19 protein-coding genes, 1 tRNA gene and 1 pseudogene are annotated in these 20,756 nt (G+C 66.9%); 10 read left to right on the top strand and 11 right to left on the bottom strand.

Annotated features, from left to right (window positions below; translation table 11 throughout):
- The first annotated feature begins 126 nt into the window (after nt 1-126).
- Complete coding sequence (gene wrbA / locus ACFFJ6_RS11325; RefSeq protein ID WP_378387620.1) at nt 127-726, top strand: NAD(P)H:quinone oxidoreductase; 600 nt, start codon at nt 127-129, stop codon at nt 724-726.
- 323 nt (nt 727-1,049) lie between these two features.
- On the opposite strand, the gene ACFFJ6_RS11320 is transcribed toward wrbA, so the two are convergent.
- From ACFFJ6_RS11320 to ACFFJ6_RS11300, 5 genes are all read right to left on the bottom strand, one after another.
- Nucleotides 1,050-2,576: a permease gene (locus tag ACFFJ6_RS11320; protein WP_378387618.1), complete on the bottom strand. Its 1,527-nt coding sequence runs from the start codon at nt 2,574-2,576 to the stop codon at nt 1,050-1,052.
- Nucleotides 2,573-3,328, bottom strand: coding sequence for an ABC transporter ATP-binding protein (locus ACFFJ6_RS11315; protein WP_378387615.1), 756 nt, complete (start codon nt 3,326-3,328; stop codon nt 2,573-2,575). Before ACFFJ6_RS11315 ends, ACFFJ6_RS11320 begins: the two co-directional genes overlap by 4 nt.
- Nucleotides 3,329-3,480: 152 nt before the next feature.
- Nucleotides 3,481-5,760, bottom strand: coding sequence for a xanthine dehydrogenase family protein molybdopterin-binding subunit (locus ACFFJ6_RS11310; RefSeq protein ID WP_378387736.1), 2,280 nt, complete (start codon nt 5,758-5,760; stop codon nt 3,481-3,483).
- Between the two features lie 50 nt (nt 5,761-5,810).
- Nucleotides 5,811-6,797: an FAD binding domain-containing protein gene (locus tag ACFFJ6_RS11305; protein WP_378387613.1), complete on the bottom strand. Its 987-nt coding sequence runs from the start codon at nt 6,795-6,797 to the stop codon at nt 5,811-5,813.
- Entirely contained in the window at nt 6,794-7,330 is a 537-nt protein-coding gene (locus tag ACFFJ6_RS11300; RefSeq protein WP_378387610.1) for a 2Fe-2S iron-sulfur cluster-binding protein, read from the bottom strand. Before ACFFJ6_RS11300 ends, ACFFJ6_RS11305 begins: the two co-directional genes overlap by 4 nt.
- Nucleotides 7,331-7,545: 215 nt before the next feature.
- Here ACFFJ6_RS11300 and ACFFJ6_RS11295 point away from each other — a divergent pair, with 215 nt between their 5' ends.
- Nucleotides 7,546-8,169, top strand: coding sequence for a TetR/AcrR family transcriptional regulator (locus ACFFJ6_RS11295; RefSeq protein WP_378387608.1), 624 nt, complete (start codon nt 7,546-7,548; stop codon nt 8,167-8,169).
- Between the two features lie 90 nt (nt 8,170-8,259).
- On the opposite strand, the gene ACFFJ6_RS11290 is transcribed toward ACFFJ6_RS11295, so the two are convergent.
- The 3 genes from ACFFJ6_RS11290 to cpdR all read right to left on the bottom strand — a co-directional run bounded on the left by ACFFJ6_RS11290 (nt 8,260) and on the right by cpdR (nt 9,176).
- Entirely contained in the window at nt 8,260-8,532 is a 273-nt protein-coding gene (locus tag ACFFJ6_RS11290) for a hypothetical protein (protein ID WP_378387605.1), read from the bottom strand.
- A gap of 125 nt (nt 8,533-8,657) precedes the next feature.
- A tRNA-Val gene (locus ACFFJ6_RS11285) sits at nt 8,658-8,732 on the bottom strand.
- 84 nt (nt 8,733-8,816) lie between these two features.
- Nucleotides 8,817-9,176 (bottom strand): cell cycle two-component system response regulator CpdR, encoded by a 360-nt coding sequence (cpdR, locus tag ACFFJ6_RS11280; protein ID WP_011443381.1) that lies wholly within the window; start codon nt 9,174-9,176, stop codon nt 8,817-8,819.
- A gap of 281 nt (nt 9,177-9,457) precedes the next feature.
- Here cpdR and ACFFJ6_RS11275 point away from each other — a divergent pair, with 281 nt between their 5' ends.
- Both ACFFJ6_RS11275 and hisN read left to right on the top strand, forming a co-directional pair.
- The gene (locus ACFFJ6_RS11275) at nt 9,458-10,345 is read left to right on the top strand and encodes an N-formylglutamate amidohydrolase (RefSeq protein WP_378387602.1); all 888 of its coding nucleotides are present in this window, start codon (nt 9,458-9,460) and stop codon (nt 10,343-10,345) included.
- A 526-nt stretch (nt 10,346-10,871) separates the two neighbouring features.
- On the top strand, nt 10,872-11,654 hold the full coding sequence (gene hisN / locus ACFFJ6_RS11270; protein WP_378387600.1) for a histidinol-phosphatase: 783 nt from the start codon (nt 10,872-10,874) through the stop codon (nt 11,652-11,654).
- A 14-nt stretch (nt 11,655-11,668) separates the two neighbouring features.
- Here hisN and ACFFJ6_RS11265 read toward each other — a convergent pair whose 3' ends face one another.
- Nucleotides 11,669-12,259, bottom strand: a complete 591-nt coding sequence (locus ACFFJ6_RS11265) for a TetR/AcrR family transcriptional regulator (RefSeq protein WP_378387598.1) — start codon at nt 12,257-12,259, stop codon at nt 11,669-11,671.
- A gap of 63 nt (nt 12,260-12,322) precedes the next feature.
- Here ACFFJ6_RS11265 and ACFFJ6_RS11260 point away from each other — a divergent pair, with 63 nt between their 5' ends.
- The gene (locus tag ACFFJ6_RS11260) at nt 12,323-12,754 is read left to right on the top strand and encodes a VOC family protein (protein WP_378387595.1); all 432 of its coding nucleotides are present in this window, start codon (nt 12,323-12,325) and stop codon (nt 12,752-12,754) included.
- Nucleotides 12,755-12,802: 48 nt separating this feature from the next.
- Nucleotides 12,803-13,555 carry a sulfite exporter TauE/SafE family protein gene (locus ACFFJ6_RS11255; RefSeq protein ID WP_378387593.1) on the top strand — a complete coding sequence of 251 codons (753 nt, stop codon included), beginning with the start codon at nt 12,803-12,805 and terminating at the stop codon, nt 13,553-13,555.
- On the opposite strand, the gene ACFFJ6_RS11250 is transcribed toward ACFFJ6_RS11255, so the two are convergent.
- Complete coding sequence (locus tag ACFFJ6_RS11250; RefSeq protein WP_378387590.1) at nt 13,556-14,191, bottom strand: LysE family translocator; 636 nt, start codon at nt 14,189-14,191, stop codon at nt 13,556-13,558.
- Nucleotides 14,192-14,378: 187 nt separating this feature from the next.
- On the opposite strand from ACFFJ6_RS11250, the gene ACFFJ6_RS11245 reads away from it, so the two are divergent.
- The 3 genes and pseudogenes from ACFFJ6_RS11245 to ACFFJ6_RS11235 all read left to right on the top strand — a co-directional run bounded on the left by ACFFJ6_RS11245 (nt 14,379) and on the right by ACFFJ6_RS11235 (nt 18,793).
- Nucleotides 14,379-15,791 carry a lytic murein transglycosylase gene (locus ACFFJ6_RS11245; protein ID WP_378387588.1) on the top strand — a complete coding sequence of 471 codons (1,413 nt, stop codon included), beginning with the start codon at nt 14,379-14,381 and terminating at the stop codon, nt 15,789-15,791.
- A 280-nt stretch (nt 15,792-16,071) separates the two neighbouring features.
- Nucleotides 16,072-17,010: pseudogene (gene dapA / locus ACFFJ6_RS11240) on the top strand (4-hydroxy-tetrahydrodipicolinate synthase).
- A 145-nt stretch (nt 17,011-17,155) separates the two neighbouring features.
- The gene (locus ACFFJ6_RS11235) at nt 17,156-18,793 is read left to right on the top strand and encodes an SGNH/GDSL hydrolase family protein (RefSeq protein WP_378387585.1); all 1,638 of its coding nucleotides are present in this window, start codon (nt 17,156-17,158) and stop codon (nt 18,791-18,793) included.
- Between the two features lie 221 nt (nt 18,794-19,014).
- On the opposite strand, the gene ACFFJ6_RS11230 is transcribed toward ACFFJ6_RS11235, so the two are convergent.
- The gene (locus tag ACFFJ6_RS11230) at nt 19,015-19,749 is read right to left on the bottom strand and encodes an SDR family NAD(P)-dependent oxidoreductase (protein ID WP_378387583.1); all 735 of its coding nucleotides are present in this window, start codon (nt 19,747-19,749) and stop codon (nt 19,015-19,017) included.
- Nucleotides 19,750-19,894: 145 nt separating this feature from the next.
- On the opposite strand from ACFFJ6_RS11230, the gene ACFFJ6_RS11225 reads away from it, so the two are divergent.
- A complete protein-coding gene (locus tag ACFFJ6_RS11225) occupies nt 19,895-20,671 on the top strand; it encodes an SDR family NAD(P)-dependent oxidoreductase (protein WP_378387580.1) in 777 nt (258 codons plus the stop codon).
- The last annotated feature ends 85 nt before the right edge of the window (nt 20,672-20,756 follow it).

Below are 20,756 nucleotides of genomic sequence, written 5' to 3'. Positions count from 1 at the left end.
TCTCGAAGGATGGGGGCGCGCCTCGGCCTTCATGGTTCGAGACGCGCGCGCAAGCGCGCGCTCCTCACCATGAGGGACTAACCAATTAGCAAATCCCCACCAACCACCAACCAAACGGAGACTCCCATGGCGAAGGTTCTGGTTCTTTACTACTCGGCGTATGGCCACATCGAGACGATGGCGAATGCGGTCGCCGAGGGCGCGCGCGAAGCCGGCGCACAAGTCGACATCAAGCGCGTGCCCGAGCTGGTGCCGCCGGACGTCGCCAAGGCTTCATACTACAAGCTCGATCAGGCGGCGCCGGTCGCGACCATCGACGACCTTGCCAATTACGACGCGATCATCGTCGGCACCGGCACCCGGTTCGGCCGGATGGCGTCGCAGATGGCCAACTTCCTCGATCAGGCCGGCGGCCTGTGGGCCAAGGGCGCGCTGAACGGCAAGGTCGGCGGCGCTTTCACCTCGACCGCGACCCAGCACGGCGGCCAGGAAACTACGCTGTTCTCGATCATTACCAACCTGCTGCATTTCGGCATGGTGGTGGTCGGCCTGAATTACGGCTTCGGCGACCAGATGCGGCTCGACGAGGTGACCGGCGGCGCGCCCTACGGCGCCACCACGATCACCGGCGGCGACGGCTCGCGGCAGCCGAGCGCCACCGAACTCGCCGGCGCGAAGTATCAGGGCAAGGCGATCGCCGAGACCGCGATCAAGCTGCACGGCTGATCACGCCAATGCGGGCGTCGCTGATCGCGGCGCCCGCCGGACGCCGGTGCGAATCGCCGCACCGGCTAGCGCCGAGAGATGCGGGAGCATAGATTAATGCAGATGCATTGATCTTGCATGGCTGGTGTTCCGGCCGCGGCCCTACTCGCACGAGGCCCTGCGCTCTATCTCCGCACGGCCGCCGGAGATCGCCCCCATGCTCGAAATGTATTTCATGCTTCAACTCGCCCGCAGCCCACTCCAGGTGATGGCCAGGCGGCTGATGTGTAAGAGCCTCAGCGTTGCCACCCACGGACGGCGGCAGTGTCGCGGATGCACCGGCGCTACGCCGCCCGACGCGGACTGAAACGCCAGGTGACGAGCAGAATGCAGAGCGTGAATGCGGCCGACGCCAGCGCGAAGCGTGGTTCGGTGAGAGCCAGCACGGCGGTCGCCGCCCAGCCGATCGACGAGAACGCTTCGGCGAATGTCGCCAGCCGCGACGAGGTCTGACGGCGGCGGAACTGGCTGCGTCGCGCCTGGACGCGGAACCACAATTGGATCGCCGTCGCCGAAGCCGCCGCAAATCCACAGCCGGTGGCTGTGACGAACGCCAGCAGGGGCGACAGCACGGCAAGCGGCAGAAGCAGCGGCGTCACCACCAGCCCAATGGCGATCAGGACGACTTCGATACGGGCCCGTGTGACTGCCGAGGCCGGGACCGGCGCAGTCTCGATCAGATCGGGCGCGTCTTCGCCAGAGATCGTCAGCCATGCAAGACCTCCGGCCAGTTGACCGGCCGCCATCACGACCACCGGCGCGACCAGCACCACCGCGGTCGAGCTGTCCGAAAAGCTTCGCCACAGCAGCAACGCCGGCGGCACCAGATAGAGCAGCTGCATCAGCGACTGCGACACCAGCCACGGATCGCGCCGCAGCAGAAGCAACTCCTTAAGCCGCAGCGAGCTTTGGCGCGAGCCGCCACGGAAGCGCGGCGTAGTGCGTTGATACGCGATCGTCGCGTTCGCACTCGCCGCGGCAACCACCACCGCGCCGAGCCGCGGCGTGACCCAGATCATCACCAGCCCGAGCAGGATGAGGCTGCCGCTCAGCAGCGCACCGAGCGCCAGCGCATTGCCGAGCGCGGCGCGCGCCAGCCACCACAGCAAACTGTCCGGGCCCGGCGCCCAGCTCGCAGCGACGTCCGAGGTCAGCACCGCGAAGCGCGACAACGTCCCGGTCGACAGGATCGCGGCGATCTGCAGGCCGATCACGAAGCCCGCGCCGATCACCACCGAGACGATCTGCGCCGCGAGCCGCGTCCGCTTCGGCCCGATCAGTTGGAACAGGGCCAGCGCGACCGCGATCGCCACCGCAGAGGCGGAGATGCCGATCGCCGCCACGACGCCATAGGCCGTCAGCCAGTGCGCACCGCCGCCCAGCGCCAGCACGTCGATCACCGGCGCGGCGAACAGCAGCGCCATCGCCGTGACGGTCAGCGCGATCGCCGCCATCCGCACCGAGAACACGCGCGCCAGCGGCACCGGCGACGACATGATCAGATCGAGATCGGCGCGGCTGTAGAACACCCGCGTCACCGATTCGATCGCCTGCGACAGCATCAGCAGCCAGCTCAGCGCCAGCGTGACTGCAATGACCAGCAGGCTTGTCAGGTCGGCATCCTGGTTCAGGCCGGCATAGCGACCGACGAGGCCCCAGGCCGGAAGATGCAGCAGCGCCGCGACCACGATCAACGCCAGCACGATGGTACGAGCCCGGCCGCGGCGGCCGGCCGTCAGCATGCCGAGGAAGTCGCGCCAGGCGAGGCGGAGATCGTGACGCGCAAAGCTGGCCAGCGTGGCGGTGCTCATCCCGGCGCCGCCTCGCCGCCGACCAGCGCGACGAACATGTCCTCGAGGCTCGACTCGCCGCTGCCGATCCGGCTGCGCAGGTCGGTCAGCGTGCCTTCGGCAACCAGCCGCCCGGCGACGATCACGCCGATCCGGTCGGCCATGCGCTCGGCGACTTCGAGGATGTGGGTGGTCATGATCACGGTGCCGCCGGCCTGCACACGCGCCTGCAGGATCTCCTTGACGCGCCGTGCCGACACCGCGTCGAGTCCGGTCAGCGGTTCGTCGAGGATGATCAGCCGCGGCTCGTGGACCAGCGCGCCGGCCAGCGCCACCTTCTGCCGCATGCCTTTGGAGAAACCCTCGCAACGCTGATGCTGGTGCGCCGTCAGGTCGAGCTGCTCTAACAATCGCACGGCCGCGGCTTCGGCGCGATCCGGATCGCAGCCCCACAGTCCGGCGACGAAGGCGAGATATTCCAGCGGCGTCAGCTTGTCATAGATCATCGGCTCGTCCGACACCCAGGCGGTGACCTGCTTGGCGGCGATCGGATCGGCCAGCGCATCGATGCCGAGGATCCGGATCGATCCGGCGTCGGGCTGCAGCAGCCCCGCGACCATCCGCAGCGTCGTGGTCTTGCCGGCGCCGTTGGGGCCGAGTAGCGCGTAGAACTCGCCCGCCCTCACGGTGAGGTCGAGCCCGTCGACCGCGGGGCGGTCATAGCTCTTGGCGAGTCCCCGCAGTTCCAGCGCGTAGCCGGTCGATCCGGTCATGTCGTCCCCGTGGAGCGTGGCTGTGCCGCGACGACCAGAGGATGGCGTCCAGAAGTTTCGCCGCGATGAATCCGGCTGCCGAAACGCCGACGGCCTCCTTTTCGGGGAGGCCGTCGCACGCAGCGGATGGTTAGCAGGTCGTTAGCAGCCGCTCACAGCAGCTTGTCGAGCGTGATCGGCAGATCGCGGATCCGCTTGCCGGTGGCGTTGAAGATCGCGTTGGCGACGGCGGCGCCGACGCCGGTGATGCCGATCTCGCCGATGCCCCGGGCGCCCATGGGTGCACGCGGATCCGGAATATCGGTCCAGATCACGTCGATCTCCGGCACGTCGAGATGCACCGGGACGTGATACTCGGCGAGGCTCGGGTTCATCACGCGGCCGTTGCGCTCGTCGAACTGCGTCTCCTCCATCAGCGCCAGGCCGAGACCCATGATGATGCCGCCGCGGAACTGACTCGCCGCCGTTTTCGGATTGAGGATGCGGCCGCAATCGTAGGAACCGAGGAACCGCCGCACGCGGGTTTCACCGGTGACACTGTTGACGCCGATCTCGCAGAACAGTGCGCCGAACGAATGCATCGACCAATGCTGAGTCTCGAGCGGCGGCGAGGCGCTTCCTTCGGCCGCGATATGATCGCGCCCCGAGCGGGTCAGGATCGACACGTAGCTTTCGTGCCGCGTCGGATCGTCGAGCTTGGCGAGACCGCCGTTCAGGGTTCCGACCTCGTCGGCGCTGAGGCCCGCGAGCGGCGAGTCGTTGCCGGCCAGCTTGAGCAGATCCCTGATCAGCACATGATGCGCGGCGATCACCGAGGCGCCAATCGACGCGGTCTGCTGCGAGCCGCCGGCCAGCACGACACCGGGGAACGCGGAGTCGCCATACGCGAACGTCACCTGATCGCGTGACAGACCGAGCCGGTCGGCGACCACCTGGGTATGCGCCGTCGCCGTGCCCATGCCCATTTCGTGCGCGGCGATTTCGACCTTGGCGCCGCCGTCGCGAGTCAGCGTGATCCGCGCCGCGCCGCCGGGCATGCGGTGATACGGATAGGTCGCGGTCGCACAGCCCATCCCGACCAGCCACTCGCCGTCACGCACGCTGGCCGCGGTCGGGTTACGCTTCGACCAGCCGAAGCGTTCGGCGCCGGTGCGCCAGGCCTCGGCGATGTGCCGCGCCGAGAACGACGTGCCCTTCAGCGGATCTTCTTCCGGCTGATTCAGGACGCGCAGTTCGACCGGATCCATGCCGAGCGCCACCGCCATTTCGTCGATCGCCGACTCCATCGCGAAGCTGCCGACCGACTCGCCAGGTGCCCGCATGAAGGTGTTGGCGAGCATATCGAGATGCACGGTCTGGACGTCGAGCTTGATGTTCGGCGAGCCGTAACTGCTCATCGTCGGCAGGATGAACGGCTCCGGGAACGCGTTCTGCGGCGCGGTCGCAACCGTGCCGGTGTGGATCAGCGAGACGAAGCGGCCCTCGGGCTCGGCACCGATAGCGAACCGCTGCTCGGTGAGCGTTCGGCCGCCGATCAGGCGGTACACGCCCTCGCGCGACAGCGTGATGCGAACCGGACGCCCCGCGAGTTTCGACGCCGCAGCGCCAAGCACCTGATGCTGCCAGAGACATTTGCCGCCGAAGCCGCCGCCGACAAACGGCGACGTGACGTGGACCTGCTCCTCGGCGATGCCGAAGATCTGCCCGAGCGACCAGGCCGTGTGATGCACCGCCTGCGAGGCGTCATGCACGATCAGTATGTCGCCAACCCACGCCACGGTGGCGGCATGCGGCTCAATGGCATTGTGATTGTGCCGCGGCGTCGAATAGCGGCAATCGACCCGGACCGGAGCCTTGGCGAGCGCGGCTTCGGCGTCGCCTTTCTCGGCCTTGAGCGGCTGGCCCATGAACAGGCCAGGCTCGGTGCCTTTGGCTTTCGCGGTGGCGAAGCTGGTCACAGCCGCCTCGGTCTCGTAGGTCGCGCGGATCAGCGACACGGCATGATCGGCCTGTTCCTGCGTTTGCGCCAGCACGACAGCGATCGGCTGACCGTTCCAGTGGATGCGCTCATCCTGCATGATCGGCAGATTGTCGCTGCCGCCGGCCTTCTCGGCGGTCATGAACAGCGGCATCGGCTTCATCCGCGGCGCATTGCGATAAGTCATCACGAGCGCGACGCCGGGCGCGGCTTCGGCCTGCGTGGTGTCGAGCGTGCTAATTCGACCTTTCGGCACGGTGCTGAACATCAGCGCCGCATAGAGCATGCCGTCGAGCGCGAACTCCGCGGCGAACGGCGCGGCGCCCCGGACTTTCAGCGGACCGTCGATGCGCGGGACCGAGGCGCCGATCGAACCGTGCTTGGCGCGGATCAGGGGATCGGGCTCGCCACCCGGCATCCAGCTATCAGGCGCGAGCGCGACGGCCTTCTCCATCACGTCCTGCACGACGCCGCGAACGGCTTGTTTGGCTTCGTTGACGATGCTCATCGGGCATCTCCTGCGAGTTCGCCGAGAACGGCGACAATGGTTCGTTTGGCCAGTTCGATCTTGAAGGCGTTGTCGCGCAGCGGCACGGCCTCCGCGACCTCCGCTTCGGCCGCAGCGCTGAACGCGTCCGCCGTGGCCTCCCTGCCACGCAGCGCCTGCTCGGCCTTCTGAGCTCGCCATGGTTTGTGAGCGACGCCGCCAAGCGCGAGGCGCACGTCCTTCACCTTGCCGCCCTCGATTTCGAGCGCGGCGGCCACCGAGACAAGCGCGAACGCGTAGCTCGAACGATCGCGCACCTTGCGATAGGTCGAGCGCGCCGCGATCGGCTGTGGCGGCAGTTCGATCGCGGTGATCAGTTCGCCGGGTTGCAGCATCGTTTCCAGATCAGGCCGATCTCCCGGCAGACGATGGAAATCGCTGAACGGCAGCTTGCGCGCACCGCCGTTCCCCTCGATGTGCACCACTGCATCGAGCGCGGCGAGCGCCACGCACATGTCGGACGGATGCGTCGCGACACACGCTTCGGAGGCACCGAGGATGGCGTGGTTGCGGTTGAAGCCATCGATCGCATCGCAGCCCTGCCCCGGCTGGCGCTTGTTACAGCGCGAGCCGGCATCGTCGTAGAAGTAAGTGCAACGCGTCCGCTGCAGCAAATTGCCGCCGACCGTCGCCATGTTGCGGATTTGCGCCGAGGCGCCCGCGAGGATGGCGCGTGACAACATCGGATAGTTCCGACGCACGACACGGTGCTCGGCCAGCGCGGTGTTACGTACCGCCGCGCCGATCAGCAGACCACCGTCATTGGTCTCGGTAATTTCCGCCGGCAAGCCGGTGATATCGACCAGCGCGGACGGGCGCTCGAGCGTCTCGCGCATCAGGTCGACGAGATTAGTGCCGCCGCCGAGAAACTTCGCCTGTGCCGCCGCGCCGAGCCGTACGGCCTCGGCGACATCGCCCGCGCGTGAGTAATCGAAAGGAGTCATTCCGCAGCCTCCGCGTAGGTGTCCTGGATCGCCGCGATGATGCCGTTGTGCGCGCCGCAACGGCACAAATTGCCACTCATGCGTTCACGGATTTCATCGTGCGTCGGAGCGACATTTTCGTGAGCGAGATCGCGGGTGACGTGGCTCGGTACGCCACGTTGCAGTTCGGCCGCCATGCCGACAGCCGAGCAGATCTGCCCCGGCGTGCAGTAGCCACACTGGAAGCCGTCGTGCTCGATGAAGGCCTGCTGCAACGGATGCAGCCCCTCCTCGCTCGCCAGGCCTTCGATGGTGGTGACGCTGCGGCCGGCGTGCTGAATGGCCAGCGACAGGCATGACAGGATACGCTCACCATCGACCAGCACGGTGCAGGCGCCGCAGGCGCCCTGATTGCAGCCCTTCTTGGTGCCGTGCAGGTTGAGGGTCTCGCGCAGCAGGTCGAGCAGCGAGACCCGCGGATCTGCGGGGATCGGACACTCGACTCCATTGACGCGGATCGCCGCGCCGGGCGCGGCAGTTCGATCAGCGGTCATATGACCTCCTTCGGGACGTGATGAAGCGGCGCGCACGCAGCCGTGTTCGCGCGCACGTTGTACGGAACGGAAAAATCGCTAACCGCCGAGCGGCTTGTTAGTTCGGAGTGTTGGTTGCGGGACCGATGCCGCGTAGCCCGTCAGGCATCGATGTGAGATAACGAACCAGCAACTCCTTATACGGAACATCGTTCCGTTTATCAAGAGGTATTCTCGTGCCCGAAAAGCCGCCGCGAAAAGGCGCCTCAGCGGCCGGCACGCCGCGTCGGGTCCGGGCGGATGCGCAGCGGAATTTGCAGACGCTGCTCGACGCGGCACTGGCGGTGTTCACCACTTCGGGCGTGGATGCGCCGGTGCGCGAGATCGCCGAGAAAGCCGGCGTGGGTATCGGCACCCTGTATCGGCATTTCCCGCAGCGCTCGGACCTGATCGTCGCGGTGTTTCGCAATGGCGTCGATGCCTGCGCGGACGCGGCCGCGACGCTGGCCAAGGAGCATCCCCCGGTCGAGGCCTTGGCGCGCTGGATGCAACGCTATGTGGACTTCATCGCCACCAAGCGCGGCTTGGCGGCAGCGCTGTATTCCGGCAATCCGGCCTATGACAGCCTGCCGGCCTATTTCGAGCAGCGGCTCCGCCCTGCGCTGCGATCCTTGCTGGACGCGGCCGCCGCTGCGGGCGAGGTGCGCGGGGACGTTGATCCGTTCGATCTGCTGAAGGCGGTTGCGCAGCTCTGCACCTCGGGGCCTGGCGACGACCCGGCCCATACGCGCCGTATGGTCGGGCTGCTGATCGATGGCCTGCGCTATGGCGCCGGGCCAACACCGGCGTCGGGCGACTGACCTCAGCAACGCGGCTCGCGGGGCCGCTTCAACAAGCGCCCCGACGAAAACGGCCTCCGCGAAGGGAGGCCGTTGATCATGTCGTGGTCGTTAGTCGTCGTCGCGCTCGATGATCACGCGGCGGCGGGGTTCTTCGCGATACTGCCGGCGGACCACGACCGTCTCGTCGGGTTCCCGCTCGCGATAGACCCGGCGCTCGCGCACATAGCGGTCCTCGCGGTCGTAATACGGTCCGTGAACGGTGCCGACGGTGACGCCGACCGGCCCGACGCCAATGCCGACTTCATCGGCGCTGGCCGGGGCAACGGCGGCGGTGGAAAGAGCCGCCAGCGCGGCGGCGGTGATGGCAATCTGCTTGATCATCGTGTCGCTCCGTACGTCGAATGGCGATACTGGGCCAATTCGTCGCAGGCCGCTTCGTTCCGCCGGCGTCAGCCACGGGCACGAGCGATCAAGATGCCAAGAGAGGAAGCGGACGATTTGAAGGATGGTGGGCGCGACAGGGATCGAACCTGTGACCCCCTCGATGTCAACGAGGTGCTCTCCCGCTGAGCTACGCGCCCTTAGATCGTCTTCACGGGTGGCGTCCCTATATCGGCTCTGGGCCGGTCAGGCAAGGACACCAAAGCAGGATTTCGACGCCAATCTCAGGCGGCGAGCATCTTGTTCACTTCGCTGACCAGTTCACGCAGGTGCACGGGCTTGGACAGCACCTTGGCGTTCTTCGGGGCTTCCGAATCGGAATTCAGCGCAACCGCGGCGAAGCCGGTGATGAACATGATCTTGATGTCCGGATCGAGCTCCGACGCGCGGCGCGCCAGCTCGATGCCGTCCATCTCCGGCATCACGATGTCGGTCAGCAGCATTTCGAACGGCTCCTCGCGCAGCCGTTGATAGGCCGACATGCCATTGTCGAAGGAGGATACCTGGAACCCGGCGTTTTCCAACGCCTTGACCAGGAACCGGCGCATGTCGTTGTCGTCTTCGGCGAGGAGGATCTTGTGCATCATTGCTGGACTTCGCATCCGGTCGGGAAAATGTTGATTCACTTAGACCGGCGTTTGGTAAATTTCGGGTGAAATTCCGGCCGCGGATAGCTCGCAGGCGGCGATCCTGCGCTGGATCACGTGCCGAATCAACGAATGGCGGCACTTTCGCGTGTCGCGATCGTTAGGCTGCACTCTGGAATGATTTTGCTTGGCAGGTCGCCCCGATTTCCCACAATGTCAGATTTAGCGACATCGGCGGCTCGCGCGTGGAGACTAGCGGATTTGACGGGCGGACGACGATGACCGAATTTGACGGTGAATTCTCGCCCCCGTTCGAGATTGCCGAGCCCGAGGTGTGGCGCGCGCCGATCATTTTCAATTCGCCGCATTCTGGGTCGGTGTATCCCAACTCGTTCCTCAACGCGTCCCGGATCGACCTGGAGGCGCTGCAGCGCTCCGAAGACTCGTTCATGGACGAGTTGATCGACCACCTCTCGGTCCGCGGCTTCCCGGTCGTCCGGGCGCATTTCCCGCGGTCCTATATCGACGTCAATCGCGAGCCCTACGAGCTCGACCCACGGATGTTCGTCGGACGGCTGCCGAGCTTCGCCAATACTCGCTCGATGCGTGTCGCCGGCGGGCTCGGCACGATCCCGCGTGTGGTCGGCGACGGCCAGGAGATCTATCGCGAGCGGATTGCCGTCGAGGATGCGCTCGCCCGGATCGAGACGCTGTACAAGCCATACCATCGCGCGCTGCGCCGGCTGATCAACAAGGCGCACCAGACCTGGGGAACGGTGATTCTGGTCGATTGCCATTCGATGCCGTCGGTGGGTGTCGCGCGCGACGAGCCACGCCGTCCGGACGTGGTGATCGGCGATCGTTACGGCACGAGCTGCGCCGCGCTGATCCCGAGCGTGGTCGAGGAGACCATGGCGGCGCGTGGCTATTCGGTCGGCCGCAACAAGCCTTACGCCGGCGGCTTCATCACCGAGCACTACGGCAATCCGTCGAGCGGCCTGCATACCGTGCAGGTCGAGCTCAACCGTGCGATCTACATGGACGAGCGGCTGCGCCAGCGCAGCGAGCGATTCCGGACGGTCGCAGAGGATTTCACCGTGCTGGCCGACGCGCTGGCGTCGATCCCACTAAGCGATCTTGGGCCGTTCCAGGCCGCGGCCGAATAGACCGAATTCATCAACCGAAGCCTGCCGACTTCGTCCGACATCGTACCGTAAACGCGTGCTGATAGAAAAAAGGGCCGCTTGCGATGGCAAGCGGCCCAAGTCTAGGGAGGAAACGCCCAAGGAGGGCAGCGATAGCGCGAGGCGCTACCGCACCGCAACAATATGCGGCCGCGACGCACAAAGCGCAAGTGTTTTTGAGCGTTTTTCTATGCAAAAAACGCATGTCAGGGCACCGGCGACACGCGCTGGGCGGTGGCATTTATTTGAGCCAAATCAATGAGATGAAATCGGTTGTCTCACCTCGGATGCGGCACAATAACGCCGGTTCCACCTGTTGCAGGGACGCCAACTGCGACAAAAAGCGAACTTAACGCAACAAACATCCGAAAAATGTGAATGCCGGCTTCGGTAGATGGTTCACCTACTGGACCCCGTGCCGGTACGTAGAATAAGTGAGGCGGACGGGCTGGGTTTCAGGCAAGCCTAGGGTCGTGCAGTTGTAACCCCGGACTGACAAGGATCCCCCGTGACGGTCATCGATTTCGCCGCCTTCATCGGACGCCTCGCGACGTCGTCCGGCGACACCATCCTGCCGTTCTTCCGCACCTCGCTGACGATCGACAACAAGCAGCCCGGCCGCGATTTCGATCCGGTGACCGAGGCGGATCGCGCCGGCGAAGCGGTGATGCGCCGCCTGATCAAGGCGAGCTTCCCCCAGCACGGGATCATCGGCGAGGAGTTCGGCAACGAGCGCGAGGACGCCGACTACGTCTGGGTTCTGGATCCGATCGACGGCACCAAGTCCTTCATCGCCGGCTTTCCGGTGTGGGGCACGCTGATCGCGCTGCTGCACAAGGGCACGCCGGTGTTCGGCATGATGCACCAGCCGTTCATCGGTGAGCGCTTCTCCGGCGACAATGGCTCGGCATCGTACAAAGGCCCGTCGGGCGAGCGCCGGCTGAGCGTCCGCCGCTGCACCGCGCTGAAGGAAGCGACGCTGTTCACCACTTCGCCGTTGCTGATGAACGACAGCGACCGCGCGATCTTCGAGAAGGTGCAGGCCGAGGCGCGCCTCACCCGGTTCGGCGGTGACTGCTACGCCTACTGCATGCTGGCTGCCGGCCAGCTCGACCTGGTGATCGAAACCGAGCTGAAGCCTTACGACATCGCGGCCCTGATCCCGATCGTCACCGGCGCTGGCGGCATCGTCACCACGTGGGAAGGCAAGCCGGCGCAGAGCGGAGGCCGGATCATCGCGGCCGGCGACAAGCGCGTCCATGAGGCCGCGCTCAAGATCCTGAACGGCTGACCGCCGCAGCGGCCTCACCTTGGCGGGGCCAGTCCTTCGATTATCGCGCGGAGCGCGGCCAACCAGTCGGTCCGATCCTCGCCGCGAGCGAGCGCCAGCGCGGCACGGTCATAGGCCGCGCCAAGAAGTTGCGCGGTCGCCTCGACCGGCACCGGCCTGATCGCGCCTGCGGCCAAGGCCGCCACCAGACCTTCCCGCAGGGTGCGCACGCCGTTGCGATCGTCGATCGCATCGACCTCGGCGCGACCGAGCACGGCCGGCGCATCAATGAGCAGCAAGCGCGTCCGTCCCGGCATCGCCATCGCGTCCAGATAAGCCTCGCCGCCGGCGATCAGCGCAGCGATCGGCGAGTCGGGCGACGGCGCCGCCTCGATCTCCGCCGCGACGGCGGCCGATTCGCTCTCGATCACCGCGTGAAACAGCGCCTGCTTTTCGACGAAGTGGTGATACAGCGCGCCGCGGGTCACGCCGGCGGCCTTCACGAGGTCCGGCGTGCTGGTATTCGCATAGCCGTGGGCGACGAAGGCCTCGCGCGCCGCCGCGATCAGCGCCGCCCGCGTCGTGGTCGATCGTTCCGGATTGGTGCGTCGCTTCGCCGCGAGCATACATACAGCCTGTATGTTATTAAAACATACACAGTGTATCTTTCTTCATCCAGGGAGGGAAGCATGCGGACCACGAGCTATTACCCCGTGATCATGACCGCCGACGTCGGTTCAACAGCGCGGTTCTACGTGGCTCATTTCGGCTTTCGGCCGCTGTTCGAATCCGACTGGTACGTGCACCTTCAGTCGGAGGACGATCCGACGATCAATCTGGCCGTGCTCGACGGCGCGCACGGCACCGTGCCGGAAGCGGGGCGCGGCCGGATTGCGGGCCTGATCCTGAATTTCGAGGTCGACGATCCGGATGCCGAATATGCCCGGCTGCAGGCAGCTGGACTGCCGATGCTGCTGCACCTGCGCGACGAGGATTTCGGCCAACGGCATTTCATCACGGCAGACCCGAACGGCGTGCTGATCGACATCATCAAGCCGATCCCGCCGAAGGGCGACTACGTGGCTCAGTACGCCGAGGGAGCCGCCGCAACGCAGGCATAAGCGGGACAAAGGTTGTGCGGGCGCGCGCGATCGGTCAGGTTGCGCGCCGTGTCCGATCCGTTTCTCCTGCTCATCGCCGCCGTCTTCGCTTTCGCGGGCTTCATCAAGGGTGTCATCGGCCTCGGCCTGCCGACGGTGTCGATCGGCCTGCTTGCCGTGGTGATGCCGCCGGCCCAGGCGCTGGCGATCGTGATCGTTCCGGCGATCGTTACCAACATCTGGCAGACGTTCGCGGGATCCTATCTGCGCGACATTCTGCGCCGCTTGTGGCCGCTGATGCTCGGCACCGTGATCGGCATCAGACTCGGCTCAGGGCTGATGACCGGCCCCTATGCGCGCTACGGCACGCTCGTGCTCGGCATGCTGCTGGTGATCTACGGCATCGTCGGCCTCAGCCGCGCACGCTTCCAAGTCTCGCGCGCGCACGAGAAATGGCTGGGCGGCCCGGTCGGCCTCGTGACCGGCGTGGTCTCGGCCGCAACCGGCGTGCAGGTGATCCCGTCGATGCCGTTCATGCAGGCGATCGGTTTGGAGAAGGACGAGCTGGTGCAGGCGCTCGGCGTGTTCTTCACCACCGCCACGCTGGCGCTGGCGTTCAACCTCACCGACGCCGGCCTGCTGTCGGTCGCCACCGCCCTGCCCGGCGCCGTCGCGCTGGTCGCGGCTTTCGCCGGGATGTTCGCCGGCCAGGCAGTGCGGACCCGGATGCATCCGGATCTGTTCCGGCGCTGGTTCCTGGTCTCGATCATCGGCCTCGGCTGCTACCTCTGCGCCGAAACGCTGGTGCGGATGTTCGGCTGATCAGCGCGCCTGCAGCAGCGCGACGCGCAGCCCGAGCGCCACGAACAGCGCGCCGAGGCCACGGTTGATCCACAGCATCACCGTGCCCGAGCGACGCAGCCGATCCGCCGCCCGTGCCGCGAAGGCGGCGAGCGCGAGACAATACAGCGTCCCGTTGGCGACGAAGATCAGCCCGAGCAGCAGGAACGCCAGCGCCTGATGCGGTGCGTCCGCTTCGACGAATTGCGGCAGGAAGGCGAGGAAGAACAGCGCGACCTTGGGGTTCAACGCATTGGTCAGCGCGCCCTGACGAAACACCTGTGCGGGCCGCAGCGCGGCCGCCGCCTCCGGCGCCGACGCAAAGCTGGTGGCTCGCGACAGCACCATGCTGATGCCGAGCCAGATCAGATAGCCGGCGCCGATCAACTTGACCGCCGCGAACGCCAACGTCGAAGCCATCAGCAACGCCGACAGCCCGACCGCAGCCGCGGTGACATGCACCAGGCAGCCCGCGCTAACGCCGAGCGCAGCCGCGGCGCCGCCCCGCCAACCGAACTGCAGGCCGCGCCCGACGATGAACGCCGTGTCGGGGCCCGGCGTGACATTGAGTAGCAGCCCGGACGCCACGAACAGCCAGAAGTCGTGAATGCCGAGCATCGTCCGCCCCTCGTTCGACCCCGATATTCGGCCATCTCCACCCGCGATCGACGCACGGTCAAGTGCCATCGCCGGCCGCGCAGCAACACGATGCCGCGGACAAAAAAACGCTTTGTTAAGCTGATTGAAACCGCGGCCGGGCCTCCTGACCGCGGGGGCCTTTGACGAGCAGACGGGATCGATACGCATGACACGAACAGGCAACAGGCTGACGCGCACGGCGGCTATCGCACTGCTCGGAGCCGTGCTGCTGCCCGGTGCGGCGTCGGCGCAGAGTCCGTTCGACGTGCTCAACTTCTTCACCGGTTCGCCACCGGACAAGAGCGCGGCGCCGGCCGCGCCGCGGCGTGCCGCCGTCACCGCCCAGCAGGAGCCGGTCGCGGCCTTGCCCGGCAGTAACGCCGCGCCGGCCTGGAGCGGCGAGGACGGCGCCTCCGGCCATCCGCTGATGACCGCGCAGGCGATCCGCGAAGCCGCGGCCAATTTCGACAATTGCGTCGCCGCGTTCTGGCCCGACGCTGCACGCCGCGGCATCTCGCGCGAGAGCTTCGAGCGCTTCACGGCGAATCTGTCGCCCGACCTGCGGCTGATGGACCTGATGGATTCGCAGCCGGAATTCACCAAAGCGATCTGGGACTATCTCGACATCCTGGTGAACGACAACCGCCTGGCGCGCGGCCGCGAGATCCTGGCGCAGTACAAGCCGCAGTTCGACGCCGCCGAACGCGCCTACGGCGTCGACCGCTACATCATCGCGTCGATCTGGGGCATCGAGAGCAACTACTCGACCCAGATGGGCGACCGCTACGTGCTGAACTCGACCGCCACGCTGGCCTGCGTCGGCCGCCGTCAGGCGTACTTCAAGGACGAATTCCTGACCGCGCTGGAGATCCTGCACCGGGGCGACCTGCGCCCCGAACAACTGCGCGGCTCGTGGGCCGGCGCGTTCGGCCCGACCCAGTTCATGCCGACCGCGTTCAAGCGCTTCGCCGTCGATGCCGACGGCGACGGCCGCCGCGACGTCGTCGACAATCCCGCCGACCTGATCGCCTCGACCGCCAACAACCTCAAGAAGGACGGCTGGCAGAGCGGCCAGACCTGGGGCTACGAAGTCGTGATGCCGCAGGGCTTCAACTACATGATGGCCGACCGCAAGCAGATGCTGACGCTGGCACAGTGGGAGCAGATGGGCGTGCGGCGCCCGAACGGCCTCGGCTTCCCGCGCGGCAACGAAAAGGCGTACTTGCTGGCGCCCGCCGGCTCGGAAGGCCCCGGCTTCCTGATGCTGAACAACTTCCGCACTATCATGAAGTACAACCCGGCCGAAGCCTATGCGCTCGCCATCGGCCATTTCGCCGATCGCCTGCGCGGTGGCGCCCCCTTCGTCCAGCCCTGGCCTCGCCACGAACGCGTCCTGTCCCGCAGCGAACGCCTCGAACTCCAGCAACTCCTCGCCCAACGCGGCTTCTACCGCGGCACCCCCGACGGACAGTTCGGCAGCATGACAAGGGAGGCGCTGCGGAATTTCCAGGCGTCGATCGGAGCGCCCGCGGATGGGTTTGCGACGGGGGATATGTTGGAGAAACTGAGAGGACGGTGAGGACGATCGGCAGTCTTGCTACGCAGCATGAACTCAGAGTCCGCAATCAGTCCGGTGTCCACTCAGATCGCTCGCGGTTGACAAAGCAGCTGTCGCGGGCGCTAGATGGCGCCATGATCAACCGCGCCGCTCATCGCAATGCTAAAAACCGCGCCTCCTTCGGGGCCGGGGATGCGCGCGCGCGTTAGATCGATCGCAGTCTGCACTCACCCAACCCCGCCGGTTTCGACGGGGTTTTTTATTGTCCTCCGTCGGCCGGCTCCTCTCAGGAGACACCACGATGGAGACCGAATCCGAACCGCCGAGCGGCCTGTGGCTGCCGCTGATCACGCCGTTCCGGGACGGCGCGCTCGACGCAGCCTCATTGCGCCGGCTGATCGCCCACTATGCGCGGCAGCCGATCGACGGGCTGATCCTCGCCGCCACGACCGGCGAAGGCCTTACACTCGACGAAGGTGAAGTCGAGCAATTGGTGATGCTGACGGCCGAGGCGCTCGCCGAGGCCGGCCGCGTTCTCCCGGTGCAGCTCGGGCTGTCCGGCAGCGATACGCGCAAGCTGGTGCGGACGCTGGCGCGCACCGCGAACTGGCCGGTCGATAGCTATCTGATCGCGACGCCCTACTAAACGCGGCCGTCGCAGGAGGGCCTGGTGTTACACTTCGAGGCGCTGGCCGACGCCACGACGCGGCCGATGATGCTCTACAACATCCCGGCCCGCACCGGCGTCAATCTCGGCAACGAGGCAATGCTGCGGCTGGCGGAGCGCCCCAACATCGTCGGCGTCAAGGATTGCTGCGCCGAGCTGCGGCAGACCGTCGAGCTGCTGCGGCTGCGGCCGCGCGGCTTCGCGGTGCTGAGCGGCGAGGATGCGGTGTTCTACGGCGCGCAGGTGCGCGGCTGTGACGGCGCGGTGCTGGCCTCGGCGCATCTCGAGACCGCGGCGTTCGCGGCCGTGCGGCAGCGGATCCTGGCCGACGACCGGCTCGGCGCCTCGCTTGAATGGCACCGCCTCGCCGAGCTGCCGCGGCTGCTGTTCGCCGAACCGTCGCCAGCGCCCGTGAAATATTGCCTGTGGCGGCAGGGGCTGATCGACAGCCCGGAGCTGCGGCTGCCGATGACCGGCATCAGCCCCGCCCTCGCCGGCGCCCTTGATGCACGACTTTCGGTCACCAAATCCGCGGGTTACGCCGGCCATGACCGCCGTGCTCCGGCCCGATGAACCGGAAATGCCAAGATCGGCCGCGGCCCTTGACGGCGGCGGCCGATCGCCGGCGTATGATGCCCGCGAAGGCTGCCCGCTTGCGGCCCGAATCCGCTAGTATAGAGCGAGTTCCTCCTCACCCGTTGCGAGCGCGGCCGAGCGTATGTCCGACAAGCCGAAATCCCTGCTAGGCGCCCTGACGGCGCGCGGGCCGAAATGGGCGATCGCCGGGCTGCTGCTACTTGGCATTGCCGGGCCGGCGTCGGCGCAGTTCTTCGGCTTCGGCGGGCCCTCGCAACCGCCGCCACGCCCGCCACGCGGCGTCGGAGGCTATAACAACGGCGGCGGAGGTGGCTTCTTCGGCAGCGACGTGTTCGCGCCGTTTCAGCATCAGGCGCCGCCGCGCCGCGCTCCGGCCCGCGAGGACTATTCGCGCGCGCCCTCCCCGGAGAAGCGCGAGACGCAGGCCGAGCGCAATGTCGTGGTGCTCGGCGATGCGATGGCCGACTGGCTCGCTTACGGCCTGGAGCAGGCTTACACCGAGCAGCCCGAGATGGGTGTGATCCGCAAGCACAAGACCGTCTCCGGTCTGCTGCGCTACCAGCCCAAGGGCGAGCCATCCGACTGGATCGGCGCCGCCAAGGAGATCCTGGCCGGCGAGAACCCCGACGCCATCGTGGTGATGCTCGGCCTCAACGACCGCGCGCCGATCACCGAGCCGGTCGCCGACAAGGACAAGAAGAAGGACGCCGACGCCAAGCCCGACGCGGCAAAGCCCGACGCCGCCAAGCCCGACGATAAGCCCGCCGAAAATGCGGCGGCCGATGACGACGACGAGGACGACGGCGCGCCCCAGATCATGGCGCCGGAGAAATCCAAGCGCGGCAGCGGCGTCGCGCAGTTTCGCGACACGCGCTGGGCCGAGCTCTACAGCAAGAAGCTCGACGAGATGATCGCGGTGCTGAAGGCCAAGGGCGTGCCGGTGCTGTGGGTCGGCCTGCCCGCGGTGCGCGGCACCAAATCGACCTCGGACGCGCAGTTCCTCAACGCGCTGTATCGCGACGCCGCCGCCAAGGCGGGAATTACCTACGTCGATGTCTGGGACGGCTTCGTCGACGAAGGTGGCCGCTACATGCTGCAGGGCCCGGACTTCGAAGGCCAGACCCGCCGGCTGCGCTCCTATGACGGCGTGTATTTCACCAAGGCCGGCGCCCGCAAGCTGGCCCACTACGTCGAGCGCGAGATCGCGCGCCTGCTCGCGGCGCGCTCCGGCCCGATCGCGCTGCCGACCGAGCCGGCGACGCCGGACACGACGCCGGCCAAGCCGGAAGGCCCGCCGCCGCGGCCGATCGCCGGCCCGATTGTGCCGCTGGTCGCCTCCGCGGTGTCGACCGACAAGCTGCTCGGCGGCCCGGGCGCGTCGACCGTTCCGGTTGATGCGTTGGTCACCCGTACACTGGTGAAGGGCGAACCACTCGCCGCGCCGGCGGGCCGCGCCGACGATTACGCGTGGCCGCGTCGCGAGATCGTGGTCGAAAAGGCGCAGGAGCCGCCGCCGCCCAAGGAGCCGCCAAAGAGCGCGGTGCCGATGGCGAGCAACACGCCGGGCAGCGCGACGGCATCGCGCGAGGGTGGTCCGCAGCAACAGCAGACGCAGCAACGCCGCGTCGTCCGAGCTGCGCCGCCACCGCCGCCGCCCGCCGCATCCGGCTTCTTCGGCTTCGCCCCGGCCCAGCAACAACCCCAAGTCCGCCGCGCTCCGCCGCCGACCGCATCGGGCTTCTTCTCGATCTTCCGGTGAGCGCGATGCCCTCGGCCGAACGCGCGCACTGTTAGTCCGCATCAGCCGCGATCCATGACGCTCGGCCCTCATGGTGAGGAGCCCGGCGAAGCCGGGCGTCTCGAACCATGAGGCGGCATGGCTTGCGACTCGCGGCGCATCCTTCGAGACGCCTGGCTGCGCTCTGCGAGCTTCGCCAGGCTCCTCAGGATGAGGTCGCGATGCGTTGAAGCGTTGCGCTGCTACAAAATCAGCCCGCCGTCCACCGCCAGCGTTTGCCCGAGCACGTAGCTCGACAGCGGCGAGGCGAGGAACAACGCGACGCCGGCCATGTCTTCGGGCGTGCCGAGGCGCTTCATCGGGATGCCTTCGATGGCGCCGGCGAGACGCCTGGGATTGTCGGTGGTGACCTTTGTCATCTTGGTATCGACCAAGCCCGGCGCGATGCCGTTGACGCGGATGCCGTCTTCGGCCCAGGCCTGCGCCAGCGTGCGGGTCAGGCCATAGGCGCCGGTCTTCGAGGCGTTGTAGGCGGGGTTGCCCTTGGTGGCGTGGAACGCCGCGGTCGACGACACGATGATCAGCTTGCCCGACGACGCCTTCAGCATCGGGTGGAATTTCGTCGCGCAGGCCATCAGGCTCATCAGGTTGACTTCCATCACGTGGCGGAAGCCGTCCATCTCGAATTCGCCGCGGCGATAGATCACCGCGCCCTGCGCCAGGATCAGCACGTCGAGCCGGTCGATCGGCGGCGCGAACGCCTCGACGGCCTGCGGCTTGCCGACGTCGAGCTGGACGTAGGTCAGCCCGTCGAAGTGACTGCCGTCCGCCGCCGTGTAGTCCGTCTGCGATGCGCGCGTCCCTGTGACGCATACCTTGGCGCCGTGCGCGCGAAACGCCTGGGCGATGCCGTTGCCGATGCCGCTCGAGCCACCGACGATCAGAACCTGCTTGCCGCCAAAATCGAGTTCGTTCACCGCGAACCTCCCTTGTTGTCGTTGCCGCGGCTCTTGCGATGGCCGCGTTTGACCTGTGTGTCGATCGATGCCAGCCTTGTCAATCGGAGGCCGGCCGCGTCGCGCGCCCGCGTATTCCGCAACAAGAAACAACCGGAGGAAACCGATGTCCTACAAACCCCTCAGCCGCTCCGTCAAAGGCCTGCGCGTGCTCGTCACCGGCGCCGCAAGCGGCATGGGCCGCGCCACCGCGCATGTGTTCGCCGACGAAGGCGCGCGCGTCGCCGTCACCGACGTGACGCTCGCCGGCGCACAGCCGGTCGCCGACGCCATCAAGGCGCGCGGTGGCGATGCGACCGCGTTCGCACTCGACGTCGGCAATGCACAGGCGATCAAGAGCGGCGTCGAGCAGATCGCGCAGACGCTCGGAGGGCTCGACATCGTCATCAACAATGCCGGCATCTCGGCGGCGCTGCCGATCGACGACGCCAATTACGACGCGGTGTGGGACCGCGCGCTGAACATCCTGCTCACCGCGCATCCGCGCGTGATCCGCGCCGCGCTGCCGTATTTGCGCAAATCGCAGAGCCCGCGCATCGTCAACATCGCCTCGACCGAAGCGCTCGGCGCCACCGCAACCCACAGCCCGTATTCGGCGGCGAAAGCCGGCGTCACCGGCCTGACCCGTTCGCTCGCGGTCGAACTCGGCCGCGAAGGCATCACCGTCAACTGCATCTGCCCCGGCCCGATCACCACCGGCATGACCGACCGCATCAGCGACGAGCACAAACAGAAATACGCCCGCCGCCGCACCGCGCTGAATCGCTACGGCGACCCGGAAGAAGTCGCCCACATGACCCTGAGCCTGTGCCTTCCCGCGGCATCGTTCATCACCGGCGCAGTGATCCCGGTGGATGGCGGCTTGATGGCAAGGAATGCGTGAGGATCCCGCACTGACCTCTCGCCTCGTCATTCCGGGGCGCGCGAAGCGCGAGCACGGAATCCATACGCCGCAGCATGAGCGGTGC

This window comes from Rhodopseudomonas telluris (assembly GCF_042432815.1).
Lineage (GTDB): Bacteria > Pseudomonadota > Alphaproteobacteria > Rhizobiales > Xanthobacteraceae > Rhodopseudomonas > Rhodopseudomonas telluris.
Note: the sequence above shows the minus strand (reverse complement) of the source record. Positions and strands in the feature narration are given on the sequence as shown.